Raw genomic sequence first — 15,435 nt, forward strand, 5'->3', positions numbered from 1 at the left:
ACGGCGTTGGACGCGGTTTGACCGGCGGCGGGGCGGTCCTCACGCAGCAAGATCACCGACATCGGCAACACATCCTCGACGATCTCGGCGAATGTCGCGCTCTGCGAACCGTATTCGGCACCCAGAATCCGGACCCGCGGCACATAGCCCGCAGGTAGAAGGTCTTGGGAATCCAGGTCCCCGATCCACTGCAGAATCCCCGGCGCCAACCGCTTCTGCGGTTCACCGACCCCGCGGCTGCGGCCGCCGCCGGAGGTCGCGGGCAACATCGCACCGATCCCCCGCCACACCGAACGCTCCGGATCATGGATGAGCGGCATATAGACGACGGTCTTGTGTTTCTTCGACTGCGGCTCGCTGTAGCGCCAACACGTGTGAGGATCCATGCCGTGACGGTTATGCGGAGCGATCTTGTCCCCGTTGGCCAGCACCACACCGGTTACCCCGTTGCGGTCACCGATCAGCCGGACCCGGCGGGTCTGCCACGTGTACAGGTCGATCGCGCCGGCCGGGGTGCGTTCGGCCCACTTCGCGGTGTCCGGGTCACGCTCCCACGGCGGGATATCGGTGGGGCCGCCGATACGCACATACGGGTTGTCCTCGTAGGCAACCAGATTCAACAGCAACGTCTCCCGCAGATTCCTGCCGTGCGGGAGCAGTCCCCCGATCTGCCCGGACCAGCCCGTGCCGATCGGATACCCCTTACCGTTCTTGACCGTGTCATCACCGACCGCGCCGGACTTGATCCCCGACGGGTCGAAGGCGTGCACGTGCACCAGCCACCGCGCCGCTTCCGCGGCCTCGATCCGCCGAAGATCCACCGCCGAGCGGGTCGTGAACAACGGCTGCCCGTTCGGAACGTCCGCGACGATCTTCTCCAGCCCCGACACCTCATCCCTCGCAGTCGGCAAACCCGCGACCTGGAAGAACGGCGCACGGGCATCGAACAAATCAAACCGGTGCCGCAACGGCTCCACATACGCGCGGACGCGGTCGGTCGGTAGTTCGCCGCACGCCCACAACAGCTCCCAGTCATCAGCATCGGCGGGCCCGTCGATCGCCCGATGCAGGATCGCCAGCAGCATGCGCGCGATCGCGAACGCTTGGGTCGGAACCTCCCCACCGATCTTCGTCAAATCGGTTGCCTGCTCGAACAGGTCCAGGATCGACAGCACACGCTCGCGGCCGTCGTGACCGAGCGCGATGATCCAGGGCTCGTCGAGCACATTGAAGCCGGGTTCGTTGTCGGAGCTCATGGGTGAGTGCTCACTTCTGTTGACCCGTGCGATGAATCCACCGACGGTTGATCCGCTTCCTGCTGTTCCCGGAACCCGGTGTCGCGGGTGTAACGCACCCTGTGTCCGGCGATGTCGCCGTAGCCGTCCTCATCGATAACCAGGACAGGGAGCCGGTAGATCAGTGGTGAGAACTCCCACACCTCCGGAGTCGCTGCCCACAGCGCGGATTCAGCGTGCTCGTTACTGAACTGCAACTGTGTGAAGCGCTCAACGAGTTGCTGGCGTCGGCTTATGGTCACCCTGGTTGGATGCTGACCTACTGGTCGAATCCCGTACTGTTCTCGACAACCGCACGGAAGAGTTGGGGCGAACCAGATCTAAAGCCCTTTCCGTTCTGACGTGTCAGCATTCACCCGAACATGATCATATATAAAATCGCCCTCCTTCCGGTGGGTGGTAGTGCTGATCGGGGTGACCCAGATTTTGCCGTCGCCGATTTTTCCGGTGCGGGCGGTATGGGTGATCACCTGAAGAACGTTCTCGACTGTGTGGTTGTGTGTTACCACTTCGAGTCGTAGCTTCGGGAGGAAACCAGCGTAGTAGGGTGGGCCGGCGTAGTGGTCGGTATAACCGTTCTGTCGGCCGTAGCCGTGGACTTCGGTGACGGCGATGTCGGAGATTCCGACGTGCGCGAGTGCGTTTTTGATGTCGGTGATTTTGTGGGGTTGGACGATTGCGGTGATCAGTTTCACGACACGGGACTCACTATGATGTTGGACGGTTCCGATTGTGGTGTGGGGGTCGAGGTGTAGGTGGGGTGTAGGCGGTTTCTGCATGTTCCGACTCGTCCATAGAACTCGTTTTCCTGTGTGGCATGGATGCCGATGGTGAATTTGAGGACGTGGGCGATGGTGGGCGATGAGGAGCGAGATGATTAAGGAGAAGGCCCGGAACGGTGAACGCGCCGATGGTCTGCTTGCTGTCTGCTTGCCCAGCTGGCTGAAACCGCCGCCGTAGAACACCTACTGGATGCCGATCACCCGGCTTATGCAGGGCTCGCCTCGGGTGTGGTGCCGGTAGCCGATGCGGCGTGCTTCAACATGTCGGCGATCTTGGTGTATCCGCCGCGTTCGGCATCGGTCAGTGGTGTTCCACCCCACCGGTCGCGTGCCGACGGGTTCGCGCCGCGTTCCAGCAGGAACTCGGCAAACGCGAGATGTCCCTCGGCGGCGGCCAGGTGAAGTGCGGTGCGGCCGTCGTAGTCGGCGGCACGGACGTCGATCCCGGTGGCGAGCGCTGCACGCAGCTCGTCCAGATCGCCGCGGCTTGCCGACCACAGTAGCCTGATGATGGATTCCACCTGACCTTCGTTGCGTCTGCGCCGCGGGTCCCGTTTCGAGCTGTTTCCCTCGACGGTCAACGAGTCGAAAGCATGGAAGTTGTAGGTGGCGACCAGTTTCTTGCAGAACTCCACCGCCCGGACCGAGTTACCCAACGAATCCAGCCGGGGTGACCAGATCCCCAGACCCATCACGCCCGGCACGACCAGCATCAACGCCCCCGACACGCCGCTTTTCGCCGGCAGGCCGATCGTGAACGCAAACTCGCCAGAGTAATCGTACATTCCACACGACGACATCAGAGACAGGCATTTCTGCACCGTGTCGACGGAGAAAACGCGATCACCGGTGATCGGGTTGATTCCCGCGTTGGCCAGCGTGCCGGCAACGACCGACAACGCGTTCGCATCCACCTCGATCGAACAGCATTGGAAGTAGAACTCCAATGTCTCGATGAGGTCGGTGCCGGGGGGAAAGGCACCGTGTTCGCGCATGAAATAGCCTAGTGCAAAGTTGCGGTCGGCGGTTTTCCGTTCGGACAGATACACGGAATTGTTGAACCCGACGGTTCCCCCGGCAGACAGCCGCCGCCAGGTGTCGGCGACGTAATCGAATCGATCGGCGATCGTAGTGGCGGGCTTCAGCAGCGACGTGGACATGATCGCCCCGGAATTGATCATCGGATTGTGCGGCAAGCCGCTGCTGTTGACCGACAACTCGTTGAAGCCGAGGCCACTGGGCTCGCGGCCCACATGCCGGTGCACTACTCCCGCGCCGTGCTCCTCCAGCGCCAGGCATTAGTTGACCGGCTTACCACACCGACTGCACACAGAACGAGACCTGCGCATCGCCGAGGGAAAACCTCTGGCCATCGGTCGTACACAATGCCACACCGAATCGGCGAGGATCCACACGACCGAGCTGGGGTATGTAGTCGGCCACACTACCCGTGTCATTGCTCCGCAACTGGTCATACATTTCGGAAATATCGCCCGTCAGAGCGGGAAAGTCGGGGATCACCAGATCACCGCGCACAGCCCGGGCGATCAACTGACCTCCCGATTGGCAGGCCTCGACGAACCTTTGGAAACTCAAGCCCCGATCGGCGCCTTCACCGTCGGGTGCCAGCTGGTCGATGGAATCACGTACACGCGGATCGCGAGGGCTCAACCCCGCGGCATGAAGGCGATTCATCAATTCCAATGGAGAGATGTTTCCATCGCTGTCCACGGCGAACGATTCGAAGACCTTCCGATAGTAACCGGCCTCAGTCGCCGATACCGACTCGGAACCAGCCGACCGTGTGGCGATGTTCTTCAATTTCGCCTTCGCCTGAGACGCGACCATACCTTTCACTCCTTGCACTAAATCGAATGTGAGAAAACTTGAGATGGGATGGGACATCAGCGTTATTAATAAAACCAGCGAATATCGGTAGCTTCCGCACAGGCCTTTCGCGCCTTTCGCTGGGCCTGCCGGTCGACATCACACCGGCGGTTCGGCTGTCACACGTCGAAATAGAGAGCGAATTCGTACGGGTGCGGGCGCAGGTTGATCGGGGCGATCTCGTTGGTGCGCTTGATGTCGATCCAGGTCTCGATGAGGTCCTCGGTGAAGACGTTGCCCTCGGTGAGGTACTCGTGGTCCTGCTCGAGCCGGTGGATGACCGACGCCAGGCTGGTGGGGGCCTGGGCGATGTTCTTGGCCTCCTACGGCGGGAGCTCGTAGAGGTCCTTGTCGACCGGGGCGGCGGGCTCGATCTTGCGCTTGATGCCGTCCAGGCCAGGCGAAAAACGGCGTGTAGGGGGCGTTGATGCTGGTCGTGCCGGGCGTGATGGGTCTGGGGATCTGGTCACCCCGGCTGGCTCCGGACGGGCACGCACATCGGCAGGCGCGGCTTGACCAGTTGCAGCAGCGACGATCCCTCCACGCCCGGTTCCGGACCACGCTGATGCTTGGCGGCAACAAATAGATTTCGCACCATGGTGACCATGGTGTCCGTGCCCGGTATCAACAACATCCGCCAATGTACCGATGCTCACGTCGATTCGAGCGAAGGCGAACCCCGAACTGGGCCGCCGCGAACCTGCACATCCTTCCTCATGAGCCTGCTGCTGTACCGCAGCCAGCGCATCGACCTCGAAACCAGGCTGCTACCAACGGATTACGCAGTCGGGTGGCCCAGGAGAATCTCACCCCTGCTGGGCATTGCCCTTTTCGCTCGTATCCCGGCAGGCGCGTACATGGCAACCGTTACAGATCTGGCCTGTGGAAACATACTGCGGCAGAAAGTGTCTCGTGAACGTTCGTTATCTAGAGCCATCCGAAGTCGTGGACTTCTGACCTGGCCTTGTTCGTCGGAGACAACGGTGTCGCCAACGAACAAGTACTCGAGTGAAGAGCGTTGGTCAACAGGGTCCAATCGTTGCGGAGTTGCGATGTCGGCTGCGAGTTGGTGGCGGTTCGGCGCCGTCTGGGCCGGGGCGAATGCCTGCATGCCGTAGCTGTCCCAGAGCTTGTGCGAGTTGCCGACGTAGGCGTTGGTTTTCCTCGGCCAGTTCCCGGTTGCGGGCGCTGGCGAGTTCCAGGCGGCGGACCAGCGAGGAATCACTGCTGCGGTGGTGTGCTGGCAACGATGTGGCCGGTGCGCGGCGATTCAGCTCACGGAGTCGCTGGACTTCGTCTCGGATGTCGGGCTGGGAGTAGAGCCAGGACCGCGAGACCTCGACCACGGTGGCAACGGTCTGAAACGTCACGGCCGCTCCGGTGGCGTCGAGTTCACGGATGGCTCGGATTGCCTTGCTGCGAGTCAGTTCGTGCCGATGGCGGGCGGCGGCGAGAAGGTGCTTGGTGTTGTCAGCTCGCATTCGGTGTTCCCTGCGCTGCTGTGTCGGAGTCGTTTTCGAGCGTCGTGATGATGTTGGTCAGATTGCCCAGCACCTGCCGGTTCATCTGGGCGAGCCGCTGTTGACCGCGTGCCTCGGCCGATGAGATCAGTTCGATGACCTGCTGCTGTTGGTGGCGGTGCTGGGGAAGGAACTCGGCGGTCGTGACGAACATCGGACACGTCAAACAAGCGTTGGCATGCGGGAAGGTCTTCGCCAGTGGGAATGAGCAATATCCGTTGGGGAGAGCCTGGGTTGCTCGGCCGACGCGTTGTTTGGCCCAGGCCGCTACGACGTCACCCGTATCTGGGTCCGCAACCACCGTGACGGCGGCTGGATCCAAGCCCCATGGACGCATCTGCGGACCGATCCGGCACCGTTCGGCGAACAGGCGTGGGACCACGCCCGCCGAATGCTGGCCCGCCGCAGCACCGACCCGGCCACCGAAGCCGAGATCGCCGCCGCCGCAGCGCAATTGCTCGACACCGCGGAACAAGGCCCAGCCACGACACACCGGCCAAGCGTGACAAGCCGAAGAAGAAAGACAAGCGGGTGGCTGGCAGGAGCAGGGCGATTTCGGCCGCTGAACGGCCGGTTCAGCCACGGCCGCAGTCCGCACCGACCTGGGATGAGGACACCGAGGACGACGGGTCGTTGGCCGAGGTGATCCCGCTGGGTGTGTTCGACGCGCGCGAGGAGGCCAAGAAATGGTGGTAGCGGTCACAGCGACGAGCCCGCCGACGAGTCCGGCGCTGCGTTGGAGGCCGATCTGCGGGAGCCGACGATGACGCTGGCCGGATGGCGCAAGTTCGTCGACTCACCCGATGCCTCGTTCGACCTTCTCCCGAGCAAACGGTGGACGGCTCTGTCGGATACGGATCGAGCCGCATACGACGAGGTCTGCATCGACTACCACTCGAGATGATCATCGTCGCGACATCCACCGTCCGCGACGTCGCCCGGCAGGGGCGGTTGCTGACCTTGCTGAACCGGCGTGAGATCAGTGCCCGCCGCGGGCTGATCGTGTCCGGACAGCAGACCACCGGCAAGACCACGCGCTCAAACAGCTGGGCCGCACCCATGAATTGATGGTGCGGCAAGGCTATCCGGGTCGGCTCACCGACCGGATTCCGGTGGTCTATGTGACTACCCCGCCCAAGGGGTCACCGCGCAAACTGGCCATGGAGTTCGCCCGCTTCCTCGGATTGCCGCCGGTCAAACGCGGCTACAACACCACCGATATCGCTGACGCGGTCTGCCAGCTGATGCTCCAGGCTCGGGTGGACCTGGTGCTGGTCGACGAACTGCACAACCTGAACGTGGCGACCTCGGCGGGGGAGGACATGTCCGACCATCTCAAATACTTCACCGAGCACCTGCCTGTGACGTTCGTCTACGCCAGGATCGATATCGAGCGCGGCCTGTTCACCGGAGTGCGGGGCAAGCAGATCGCCGGGCGCTGCGTGCTGATCGACACCGGCCCGTTCCCCTGCGACGCCGAATGGAAGGGCTTGATCGCCACTCTCGATGGCGCATTGCGGCTGCACCGCCACGAACCGGGCACCCTGACCCGCCACGCCCGCTATCTGCACCGCCGCACCGGCGGCATGATCGGGAGCCTTTCCCATCTGGTCCGAGCTGCCGCGCAGCTGGCGATCCTGGAAGGAGGGGAAGCCATTACCCGCAAACTGATGGACTCCATCCCCGTCGACCACGCCGCCGAATCGGCCCGCCACGGCGCCGCCTGATGCTGCCGTTCGGCGTCCGGTCAGGGCCACCGTCGCCGCTGCCGTTTCCGGTCGCACCGTTCCACGGTGAAACCACCCGGTCATACCTCTACCGGCTCGCCACCGCGAACCTTATCCACCCCGACGACCTGCGCATGCACCTGTCCGACACGCACAACCAGACCGCAAGGGTCACTATCGCCGGGTTGGCCGCTGTCACCGGACGATCACCACAAAGCCTCGGCCACGCCCTGCCGGACCTGCGTCCCGCGGTCGACCCCGAAACCAATCCGCCACTGCCCGCGCACATTCGCCGCCGAGTGTGTCTGCGCTGCGCTCTACGTCGCGAGGCATTCGTCTTCGCCATCACCTGGAAACCGGTCCACACCGTGCTCTGCGGCAGACATCGCATCTGGCTGGGATCACGCGGCGGCTCCTACCTCGATCAGCAATACGACGTCAACGGCATCACCGACATCCTGCGCGCACAACGCCGCCACCAGCGCCTTGCCGGCCACACCGGGCCCACCATCGCCGCCCTGGCCTTCACCGAAGCCGCCCACATCACAGGCACCTGGGCACGTCACGGCCGCCACCGTGACCGGCGCGAACTGCTGATCCGCGCCTTCCGCGGCCAACGCCTGCTCACCGGCAAACTGCACAACGGTGACCCACTCACCGCCGTCGTCACCTACCCCGAAACCGTTGACCTGGCCCATGTTCTCGCAGACTTCCGCTGGCGCTACCCACGGCCCGGACTCGCCTCGGCGGCCATCGGCGAATTCACCCGCACGATAAACCACGCACTCGGCATCGACCAGACACTCCACCGAAGGCTACGACGGGCTCTACCCCTGGCTGCGTACACGCTATGCCAAGGTCGATCCACATCAACAGCATCTACTGGATCAACTGCTCGCCACGACTACTGTCCCGTGACAGCGAATCCTGCTCTGTGCCAGCGAGTCCTGCTCGTTTCGGCGGGCCGGTCCGGTCAAACCCCGACAGTTGTCTCGAATCGGTCCCGGGTGGAATACAACTCCCACGCCGCTTCGGCGAGATCGGCGGGGTCGAGAGGTTCCGGAAGCATGGCCGGATCCCATTGCCGGGCAGCGTATTCGGCAGATTCACTGCCACCGACCATGCCTGCCACCTGAACCAGACCCGCATACACCCCGGTCCCGGCCAGCGAAACGTGGAGATTGTGCAGATAGGCCCGGGCCGCTGCGGCGGCGACCGCGACGTTACCCAACTGCGGAACCGGCATACTCGCCGCGACCGCCAACCCGAACAACACCGCCCCCTCCCCGCGGTCGAGCATGCCCGGCAGCACCGACTCGACCAACACCGCCGGCGTCCGCAGCAGCATATTCAGACCGAACTCGAACGAGCCCGGATCACAGGCGCGGATGTCGACCTGCCGCTGCATCCACTCGGGCCCGGCCGGCGCATACTCCAGCACATCAATGCGGCCGAACCGACCCGTGATCGCCTCCACCACACCCGAAAGCTGTTGCCGGTCGTTGGAGCCGTTACTGCCCGCTAGCAAGAAGGCGGGACGCCCGCCGAGAGGGACGAAACGGCAGCTCATCGACGGGATCCAGTGGCGAACTCGGGTCGGATCGCCGTGGCGGGACGTGCCAGCGGAGTACGGGTCCTGGCAGGCGGTGTATGGATTGTTCCGACGCTGGCAGCGGGCCGGGTCGTGAGCTGCGATCGTGACATCACTGCAAATGCTGGCTGATTCACTGGGATGATCGACTGGCAAGTCAGCGTGAACTCCACGACCACCCGTACTCATCCGCATGCTGCTGGTGCCCGCCGCGACAGCGGCGGGCAGGCCGAGCCGCCCGCTGGTCCGGGTGAGTATGAGCCAGCAGGTCATGGGTTGGGGCATTCGCGGGGTGGGTGGACCAGCAAGCTGCATCTGGCGTGTGAGCAGGGCTGCCGGGTGTTGTGGGTGCTCGTCACCGCCGGTCAGGCTGGCGATAGCCCGCAGTCCACCGCGGTGTTGGACGGGATCGAGGTGCCGAAACTCGGTGGCGGGCGGGCGCGGGTGCGGCCCGTTCGGGTGCTGGCCGACGAGGCGTATTCAGGTCGCGGTAACAGGAAATGGTTGCGCCGCCACGGGCTCAGAGCAACGATCCCGGTCCCCGCGGATCAGGCCTCGCACCGCCGTCGCCGTGGGAGCGCTGGTGGACGGCCACCAGCGTTCGATCCGGTGCTCTACCGCGACCGCAACGCCGTCGAACGAGGCATCAACCAACTCAAGCAACATCGAGCCGTAGCGACCAGGTTCGACAAACTCGCCATCTGCTACCAGGCTAACATCCACATCGCCGTCATCAACCAATGGCTCCGACACTCGTAAGCGCGGGCCACAGTGAATCGCCTCCCGGTGAGTTCGGAGACTTTATCTTCTGTGAAGGATGGAGTCGTGTCGTCGAGGAAGAAGTACCGTGCCGATCTGCGTGAGCGGGCTGTGCGGATGTTCGTAGAGGTCCGTGATCAGCACGAGTCGGAGTGGGCCGCGATGAAGGCGGTCGCCGACCTGCGCTAATTCGGGTCCCACACATCAACTGGACGGGCCTACTTTGCACTTCCTAACAGCTCCAGGATTCCGGGGCCGTGTCGCACCTGTAGGTCGATGTCCGATTGCGGTAGGGCGGCTGGCTCGGCCATTTTGGCCATCCGGACGAAGGGTAACTCGGGCGTCCGGTCGGGTTTATCCGCCGACGCACTGAAATCGCCGGGTCGAGGTAGGTCACCGACCGCCGAGATCCGGCCGGATCCCGGGCCGAGGCTGAATCGCCGGCGCTCGAAGTCCCAGAATCGATATATCGGCCATTGCGCGGTGTGTGTCACCCAGGCACCGATGACAGTGGCGCGATGGATCGGTAGGACGTGGAACCCATGGTCGCGAAGAGTACGCAGTCCCATCAGCTGGAACCGCCAGTAGCTGCGCGGGCTGGTACGCCGCCGTCGGGAAGAGGTTCTGGCGCGGAGGTTCGTCAGTTGGTCGATCCGGATGCCACGCTTGGACAGGCACAATGCCAGATCCAAATCTTCGACGACATCGACGCGCACCTGGGTTTCCTCGCGGACCTGTAGCCACGCATCGCGGCGGATCGCCATATTGGGCCCGTACATATTGCCGACCTGCCCGCCGAGCTTGCCGCTGCGAAGGAGTATCCACTGACCGAACCTCAACAAAAAGCCTATTGGTGAATCGTGGTAGGTGCAGAGCCCGGTCACGGCACCTGTCTCTGGATGCGTGGTGAAGAACTCACTTATCGTCGCAGCCCAGTCGGCGGTCACGAGGGTGTCGGCATCAGTGCGGGCGATGAATTCCCCAAGCGCTTTGTCGAATCCAGCGTTACGAGCGGCTGAGATACCGCGTGACGACTCGTGGACGAGATCGACCTTCGGGTGCGTGGCCGCGTATTCGCGGACGATTTCGGGAGTGCCGTCGTCACTGCCATTGTCGACGACGATCACCTCGTCGACGGCCTCCTGTGCGACCAGCCGCTCCAGGGATCGTTCGATGGTCGTGGCTTCGTTGAGCGCTGGAATGACCACCGACAGAACGATTAGTGGACGGGATTCGGACATCGAGGTTTCTGCCTTGTAGTCGAAGCTGGGGTCAGCTGCGTCGGTGCTGGGACCCCTGCCAGCTGGGCTGTCACACATCTCCGAACTCACCGGGGCGATTGACCCATTTCGATGGATCGAGGTCGGAGTGGGTCGCCTGGGTGTCGAGGGGCGAACGTCTGGGCGACCCACGACGGCATCCGACAGGGTCTGTCAATGCAAATCCAGGAGGGGATTCGCGGACCGAAAGCCGTAGTTGAGAATCTACAGCGAACACGGCTGCGAGACATCCGTAAACGTACGGAATGGTTTGTTCCAACCGACGACCTGAACAATTCGGCGATGGGCAGACTGTCGCCTGCCAGCGTGAAGGGTGCTGGTGCAAATAGTGCGATCATCTCCATGGCGGTTTCGGATCACCCCCCGCAAAATCCACCGATACTGCAGTCCCGCAGGGCGGTGATGCAACGACCCTTTGAGCCCAAGATCGGTTCTCGGACAGATCAGCCTGTCGAACCGAAGCCACAGGGCCGCAAGCTATTCGGCGCTGGGCGCAAAACGTGTCGAAAGTCGAATCGACCAAACGACCCGGCGTCGCAACCGGCGGAGCGTGTCTATGTTTGGAAGAGACATGTATCCCCACCGCAGGTCACCGGGTGATTCCGCTCTGTGAGCCGTGGGGCGATTTGACCGCTCACGGAACGCGCCACCGAAGACGCCCCGTTATCTTCTTCGCAGCCCTGAATGAGGGCTACGGTCGCCAGGCCCGGTATGACTTCTTGCCCCTGTCGTTCGCATGATCCGGGGGGTGGTGTCGCCGGGACCTGGTGGCGTCGACGGACCGCTGATAGGGACAGGGCCGAGGGTAGGTCTCTTCATAACGTGGGTGCCGGGGCTTGACGCCAGATCGGCGACTGTGCCGGGTTCGATGCGATGAGGAAATGCGAAGTGGCACAAGCGTATGCCGTGTTCTGCGGTGTGGACGTTGGTAAAGGCGAACATCACGCGGTCGGTCTCGACACCGGCGGCAAGCGGTTGTTCGACAATGCGCTGCCCAACGACGTGTCCCGGTTACGAGCGATGTTCGATCAGCTCGCCGAGCGTGGGCCGTTGCTGATCGTGGTCGACCAACCCAACACCATCGGCGCCCTACCGGTCACCGTTGCTCGCACGTGCGGCCACGACGTGGCGTATCTGCCTGGACTGTCGATGCGCCGTATCGCCGATCTGTAGGCTGGACAAGCCAAGACCGATGCCCGTGACGCCTACATCATCGCCGTCGCCGCCCGCACGATGCCGCACACGTTGCGCCGCGTCGACACCGGCGACGAGGCACTGACCGAACTTGGTGTGCTGGTCGGCTTCGATGACGACCTGGCCGGCGAGGCGACTCGCACCAGCAACCGCATCCGCGGCCTGCTCACCAGCATCCGCCCCGCCCTCGAACGCGTCCTTGGACCACACATCGCTCATCGGGCGGTCTTGGAGATCCTGTCGCGCTGCGGCGGGCCAGCCGGAATCACGGCAGCCGGACGGCGCAAACTCACCGCCATTGCGGTCAGACACGCCCCCCGAATGGGCGCTCGCCTCGTCGAGGAAATCCTTGCCGCACTGCCCGTCCAGTCGGTCACCGTCCCCGGCTCCAAAGCCGCTGAGGTCGTGCTGCCCAAACTCGCCGACTCACTGAAAACAATTCTGCTGCAACGGAAATCCATCGCCGAGGACATCGAGAGGATGCTCGATGACCACCCTCTTGCCAAGGTCCTGACCTCGATGCCCGGCGTCGGAGTCAGGACCGGAGCTCGCATCCTGCTCGAGGTCGGCGACGGCTCAGCCTTCGCCTCCGCCGGCCATCTCGCCGCCTACGCGGGCATCGCTCCGGTCACTCACCGATCCGGCAGCTCCATCCGCGGCGAACACCCCGCCAGATCCGGCAATCACAAACTCAAACGCGCCTTGTTCCTGTCCGCCTTCGCCGCGCTACACGACCCCGCCAGCCGCGCCTACCACACGCGAAAGCGCGACGAAGGCAAGAAAACACAACCCAGCCCTCATCTGTCTGGCCCGACGCCCCTGAGATGTCCTCTACGCCATGCTCAAAACCAAACAGCCCTACCGAATCCCTGCCGCCTGAGCTGCCGCACCACCGGCCCGATCAGGCGTCTGGATCCGCGGCCCTCGGAGCCCTGGCCGGCGCGCCGCGCTGCCACCAATCGACGGCCTCGCCGTCATCGGCCATGCGCGCAATCAGGTACGCGGTCGATTCCACCTGCGTGCCGGACTGGTCACAGAACGACCACAACTGCCGGGCCGCCCGATGGAACACGGCATCGACCTCGAACGCGTCTTGCTCGCCAACACGGAACCGGTCCACCGCCCGCCCGACCTGCTCAATCAGCACACCAAGCTGCGTCTCGTGATACGCAGCCACCAAGCCCCGAGCTGCCTGCCTTTCAGCCTTCGTCGCCACCCAAATCACGCTACCGACAACCAGCTTCACCCAACACCGTCACCAGCCCGAACACCGCCCCAGTGACTTGACAACAAACATAGGGACACCCCCCGGAAAATCCTCGCGCTCGACCGGGATGGCGAAAACCCGCCGGTGTCATCCGACATGTGCGTAGTCTCCGGTGGCCATGACTCGCCTCGGGGTCCAGCTTGTCGTCGGCGGCTTCGATCAGTTCGTTGACCAGTTTCGTGGCGAGGAGTGTATTTCAACCGATAGCCCTTCATCGCGGCCTCGGTGCCCAACGGGATCGCAGGTGGCTCTTGCCGGTGCCGGAGTCACCAATCAAACACAAGGGCAGCCCCTTCTCCACCCAGTTGCAGATGGCCAGGGTATGGATCATCGCCGGGTCGACATTGGGGTTGGCGTCGAATCGGAACGCCGTCGACCGATCGGTCTCGACCTGCCAGCCGGAACACTCGATCACCCGCGCGACCGCCGCGTTCAGGCTGTCGTAGCGCACCTTTTTCGAACGGCACAAGAGCATCTTGATCCTCTCACCGCGAAGCTCGACCATGACTTCTCCGAAGTCGATCTCGGCTTCCTCACCAGGCGGTGGGTGGGTCTGCCCAATGAACACCTCGGCCGGGCCGCGACCGGCAGCGACACCAATTTCCGGTTGCCGTTTCGACACGTACTCGCGCACGGTCTCTAGCTGACAACGATCATGTGGTGCTCGTCGATCAACCGGCCGAAAATCCGCCGCACCGTGTGCCGCTGCTTGCGAGGCGCATCCAGATTCGCCAGCAGGCACTCATCGATGATCGGCTTGAACTCATCCAGCTTCGACGCCTTCGGCGGATCCTTCTTACGCTCGGCCAGCCACGCAGACCGCAACGCAGCCCGCACCGTCTGGTACCCGACGTTGTACTTGCGCTGCAGATCCTGGCCTGACACCCCAGCCCGCGAGTCGCCGGATAGCGGCATGCAGCTCCACCTTGGACTGACGCGGCGGCGGCAACGACGGCTCCCACGAGACAGGTTCCGGGTCTCGCATAGCATACAGAGCGTTGCGGAGCAACCTACCACCTTCATGGCCAGGTGATGCCGAAATCCCTCTGTACCAAGATCTTCGGATCACCAGTGATGTTCAGATCTACCTGTAAGTGGTGTCGGAGATGACCTGTAGAACCAGCCCTGTTCCGTAATTCCTTGTGCCGGATGGGGTTAGCTGTATTCCGTCTTTGGTCGTGGTGAAATGACACCCGCTGAGAGCACCGGGCAGCGGCGCCCTCCGCCCAAACCACCACTTTCAAAACACGGCTAGTTGCCCGAGCCAAGATAGCTATCACGTAGCAAGCGCTTGAGCAACTTACCCTTCGGTAGGCGCGGCAGGTCGCGCTCGTACTCCAACGACCGCGGCACTTTCACGCGAGACAAATTCCCCCTGCATAGCGCAACCAACTCGTCGGTGAGATTCGCCCCCGCATCACTCCAGTCCACCGGCTGGATGATGGCCTTGACCTCCTCGCCGGTGCCGTCGTTCGGAATGCCGAAGACCGCGGCATCCATGACTTTGGGGTGTGTCAACAGCAGATCTTCGATCTCCTGCGGATACACATTCACGCCGCCGACAATGATGGTGTACGCGCGACGGTCGGTCAGATAGAGGAACCCGTCCTCATCGAGGTGTCCGATGTCGCCGAGTGTGGTCCATCCGTGTCCATCGCGCACATGCTCCGTCTTCTCCGGATCCTGGTCGTACTCGAAGGCATGACCATCGAAGTACACAGTGCCATCGGCGCCGACCGGGAGTTCCTCGCCAGTCTGCGTCGAGAATGTGAATCGCGCAGTCCATCGGCCTGCCCACCGATCCCGGATGCGACAACCAGTCCTCGGGACTACCAGTACGTCGACCGCACCTCGACCGGGAGCTTCAGCATCCGAACGAACATGGTCGGCACCCATTGCGCGGCGGTGATCCGATATCGCTCGATCACCGCGAGGGCTGTCTCCGCGTCGAACCGAGGCATGATAACCACCGTCCCACCCAGATAAGGGCTTGCAGATGAATAACACGCAATCTATTCGGTTTTGGTTGTGCCAGTGGTGTATTGGCTGACTGCTTTGGCGTCGGCGAGGGTGATGCCGGTCGGGTGGATGGCGTGTCCGGCCAGGTCGAGCAGGGGACGGACCTGCTGGATC

Annotated in this window: 18 protein-coding genes and 5 pseudogenes; 7 read left to right on the forward strand and 16 right to left on the reverse strand. The window is 63.2% G+C overall.

The genetic code is table 11. The features are described from left to right. From casA to ACFYOW_RS48505, 8 genes and pseudogenes are all read right to left on the reverse strand, one after another. Positions 1-1,256, reverse strand: a 1,256-nt coding sequence (gene casA, locus ACFYOW_RS48470) for a type I-E CRISPR-associated protein Cse1/CasA (protein ID WP_387298802.1), incomplete at its 3' end; no start/stop codon positions are given. After that, a complete protein-coding gene (locus ACFYOW_RS48475) occupies positions 1,253-1,537 on the reverse strand; it encodes a hypothetical protein (protein WP_387298804.1) in 285 nt (94 codons plus the stop codon). The genes casA and ACFYOW_RS48475, both read right to left, overlap by 4 nt. 78 nt (positions 1,538-1,615) lie before the next feature. Beyond that, the gene (locus tag ACFYOW_RS48480) at positions 1,616-1,990 is read right to left on the reverse strand and encodes a P-II family nitrogen regulator (RefSeq protein ID WP_387298806.1); all 375 of its coding nucleotides are present in this window, start codon (positions 1,988-1,990) and stop codon (positions 1,616-1,618) included. Between the two features lie 293 nt (positions 1,991-2,283). Then, complete coding sequence (locus tag ACFYOW_RS48485) at positions 2,284-3,372, reverse strand: glutaminase (protein WP_387298834.1); 1,089 nt, start codon at positions 3,370-3,372, stop codon at positions 2,284-2,286. Between the two features lie 16 nt (positions 3,373-3,388). Continuing rightward, positions 3,389-3,982 (reverse strand): glutaminase, encoded by a 594-nt coding sequence (locus ACFYOW_RS48490; protein ID WP_387298808.1) that lies wholly within the window; start codon positions 3,980-3,982, stop codon positions 3,389-3,391. A gap of 101 nt (positions 3,983-4,083) precedes the next feature. Next, positions 4,084-4,362: pseudogene (locus ACFYOW_RS48495) on the reverse strand (type I glutamate--ammonia ligase); the annotation flags it as partial. Positions 4,363-4,986: 624 nt separating this feature from the next. Next, positions 4,987-5,445: a DUF6262 family protein gene (locus ACFYOW_RS48500; RefSeq protein WP_387298810.1), complete on the reverse strand. Its 459-nt coding sequence runs from the start codon at positions 5,443-5,445 to the stop codon at positions 4,987-4,989. Then, complete coding sequence (locus tag ACFYOW_RS48505; RefSeq protein ID WP_387298812.1) at positions 5,435-5,977, reverse strand: hypothetical protein; 543 nt, start codon at positions 5,975-5,977, stop codon at positions 5,435-5,437. The genes ACFYOW_RS48500 and ACFYOW_RS48505 overlap by 11 nt, the downstream gene beginning before the upstream one ends. Positions 5,978-6,015: 38 nt before the next feature. Between ACFYOW_RS48505 and ACFYOW_RS48510 the strand changes: the two genes are divergently transcribed. The 3 genes and pseudogenes from ACFYOW_RS48510 to ACFYOW_RS48520 all read left to right on the forward strand — a co-directional run. Next, positions 6,016-6,180 (forward strand): hypothetical protein, encoded by a 165-nt coding sequence (locus ACFYOW_RS48510; RefSeq protein WP_387298814.1) that lies wholly within the window; start codon positions 6,016-6,018, stop codon positions 6,178-6,180. A gap of 67 nt (positions 6,181-6,247) precedes the next feature. Then, positions 6,248-7,211, forward strand: a pseudogene (locus ACFYOW_RS48515) (ATP-binding protein). Beyond that, positions 7,211-7,591: pseudogene (locus tag ACFYOW_RS48520) on the forward strand (TniQ family protein); the annotation flags it as partial. The pseudogenes ACFYOW_RS48515 and ACFYOW_RS48520, both read left to right, overlap by 1 nt. A gap of 21 nt (positions 7,592-7,612) precedes the next feature. Here the strand turns inward: ACFYOW_RS48520 and ACFYOW_RS48525 are convergent. Together ACFYOW_RS48525 and ACFYOW_RS48530 are read right to left on the reverse strand one after the other, a co-directional pair. Next, positions 7,613-7,993, reverse strand: a complete 381-nt coding sequence (locus ACFYOW_RS48525) for a hypothetical protein (protein ID WP_387298836.1) — start codon at positions 7,991-7,993, stop codon at positions 7,613-7,615. 191 nt (positions 7,994-8,184) lie between these two features. Then, positions 8,185-8,781: an SDR family NAD(P)-dependent oxidoreductase gene (locus tag ACFYOW_RS48530; RefSeq protein ID WP_387298816.1), complete on the reverse strand. Its 597-nt coding sequence runs from the start codon at positions 8,779-8,781 to the stop codon at positions 8,185-8,187. Here ACFYOW_RS48530 and ACFYOW_RS48535 point away from each other — a divergent pair. From ACFYOW_RS48535 to ACFYOW_RS48545, 3 genes are all read left to right on the forward strand, one after another. After that, on the forward strand, positions 8,675-8,899 hold the full coding sequence (locus ACFYOW_RS48535) for a transposase (RefSeq protein WP_387298818.1): 225 nt from the start codon (positions 8,675-8,677) through the stop codon (positions 8,897-8,899). The two genes, ACFYOW_RS48530 and ACFYOW_RS48535, sit on opposite strands and share 107 nt — an antisense overlap. A 44-nt stretch (positions 8,900-8,943) precedes the next feature. Continuing rightward, positions 8,944-9,561, forward strand: a complete 618-nt coding sequence (locus ACFYOW_RS48540) for an IS5 family transposase (RefSeq protein WP_387298820.1) — start codon at positions 8,944-8,946, stop codon at positions 9,559-9,561. Between the two features lie 66 nt (positions 9,562-9,627). Beyond that, the gene (locus ACFYOW_RS48545) at positions 9,628-9,750 is read left to right on the forward strand and encodes a hypothetical protein (RefSeq protein ID WP_387298822.1); all 123 of its coding nucleotides are present in this window, start codon (positions 9,628-9,630) and stop codon (positions 9,748-9,750) included. 29 nt (positions 9,751-9,779) lie between these two features. On the opposite strand, the gene ACFYOW_RS48550 is transcribed toward ACFYOW_RS48545, so the two are convergent. Beyond that, positions 9,780-10,769, reverse strand: a complete 990-nt coding sequence (locus ACFYOW_RS48550) for a glycosyltransferase family 2 protein (protein ID WP_387298824.1) — start codon at positions 10,767-10,769, stop codon at positions 9,780-9,782. A 960-nt stretch (positions 10,770-11,729) separates the two neighbouring features. On the opposite strand from ACFYOW_RS48550, the pseudogene ACFYOW_RS48555 reads away from it, so the two are divergent. Continuing rightward, positions 11,730-12,858 (forward strand): annotated as a pseudogene (locus ACFYOW_RS48555) (IS110 family transposase). A 78-nt stretch (positions 12,859-12,936) separates the two neighbouring features. On the opposite strand, the gene ACFYOW_RS48560 reads toward ACFYOW_RS48555, so the two are convergent. From ACFYOW_RS48560 to ACFYOW_RS48580, 5 genes and pseudogenes are all read right to left on the reverse strand, one after another. Continuing rightward, positions 12,937-13,281, reverse strand: coding sequence for a hypothetical protein (locus ACFYOW_RS48560; protein WP_387298826.1), 345 nt, complete (start codon positions 13,279-13,281; stop codon positions 12,937-12,939). A gap of 160 nt (positions 13,282-13,441) precedes the next feature. Then, positions 13,442-13,669, reverse strand: a pseudogene (locus tag ACFYOW_RS48565) (ATP-binding protein); the annotation flags it as partial. 272 nt (positions 13,670-13,941) lie between these two features. Continuing rightward, the gene (locus tag ACFYOW_RS48570; RefSeq protein ID WP_387298828.1) at positions 13,942-14,217 is read right to left on the reverse strand and encodes a hypothetical protein; all 276 of its coding nucleotides are present in this window, start codon (positions 14,215-14,217) and stop codon (positions 13,942-13,944) included. A 336-nt stretch (positions 14,218-14,553) separates the two neighbouring features. Beyond that, positions 14,554-15,021, reverse strand: coding sequence for a hypothetical protein (locus tag ACFYOW_RS48575; protein WP_387298830.1), 468 nt, complete (start codon positions 15,019-15,021; stop codon positions 14,554-14,556). 110 nt (positions 15,022-15,131) lie between these two features. Continuing rightward, positions 15,132-15,263 carry a hypothetical protein gene (locus ACFYOW_RS48580; protein ID WP_387298832.1) on the reverse strand — a complete coding sequence of 44 codons (132 nt, stop codon included), beginning with the start codon at positions 15,261-15,263 and terminating at the stop codon, positions 15,132-15,134. Positions 15,264-15,435: the final 172 nt, after the last annotated feature.

The sequence above is a fragment of the Nocardia sp. NPDC006982 genome, assembly GCF_042869435.1.
Taxonomy (GTDB): Bacteria; Actinomycetota; Actinomycetes; order Mycobacteriales; family Mycobacteriaceae; genus Nocardia.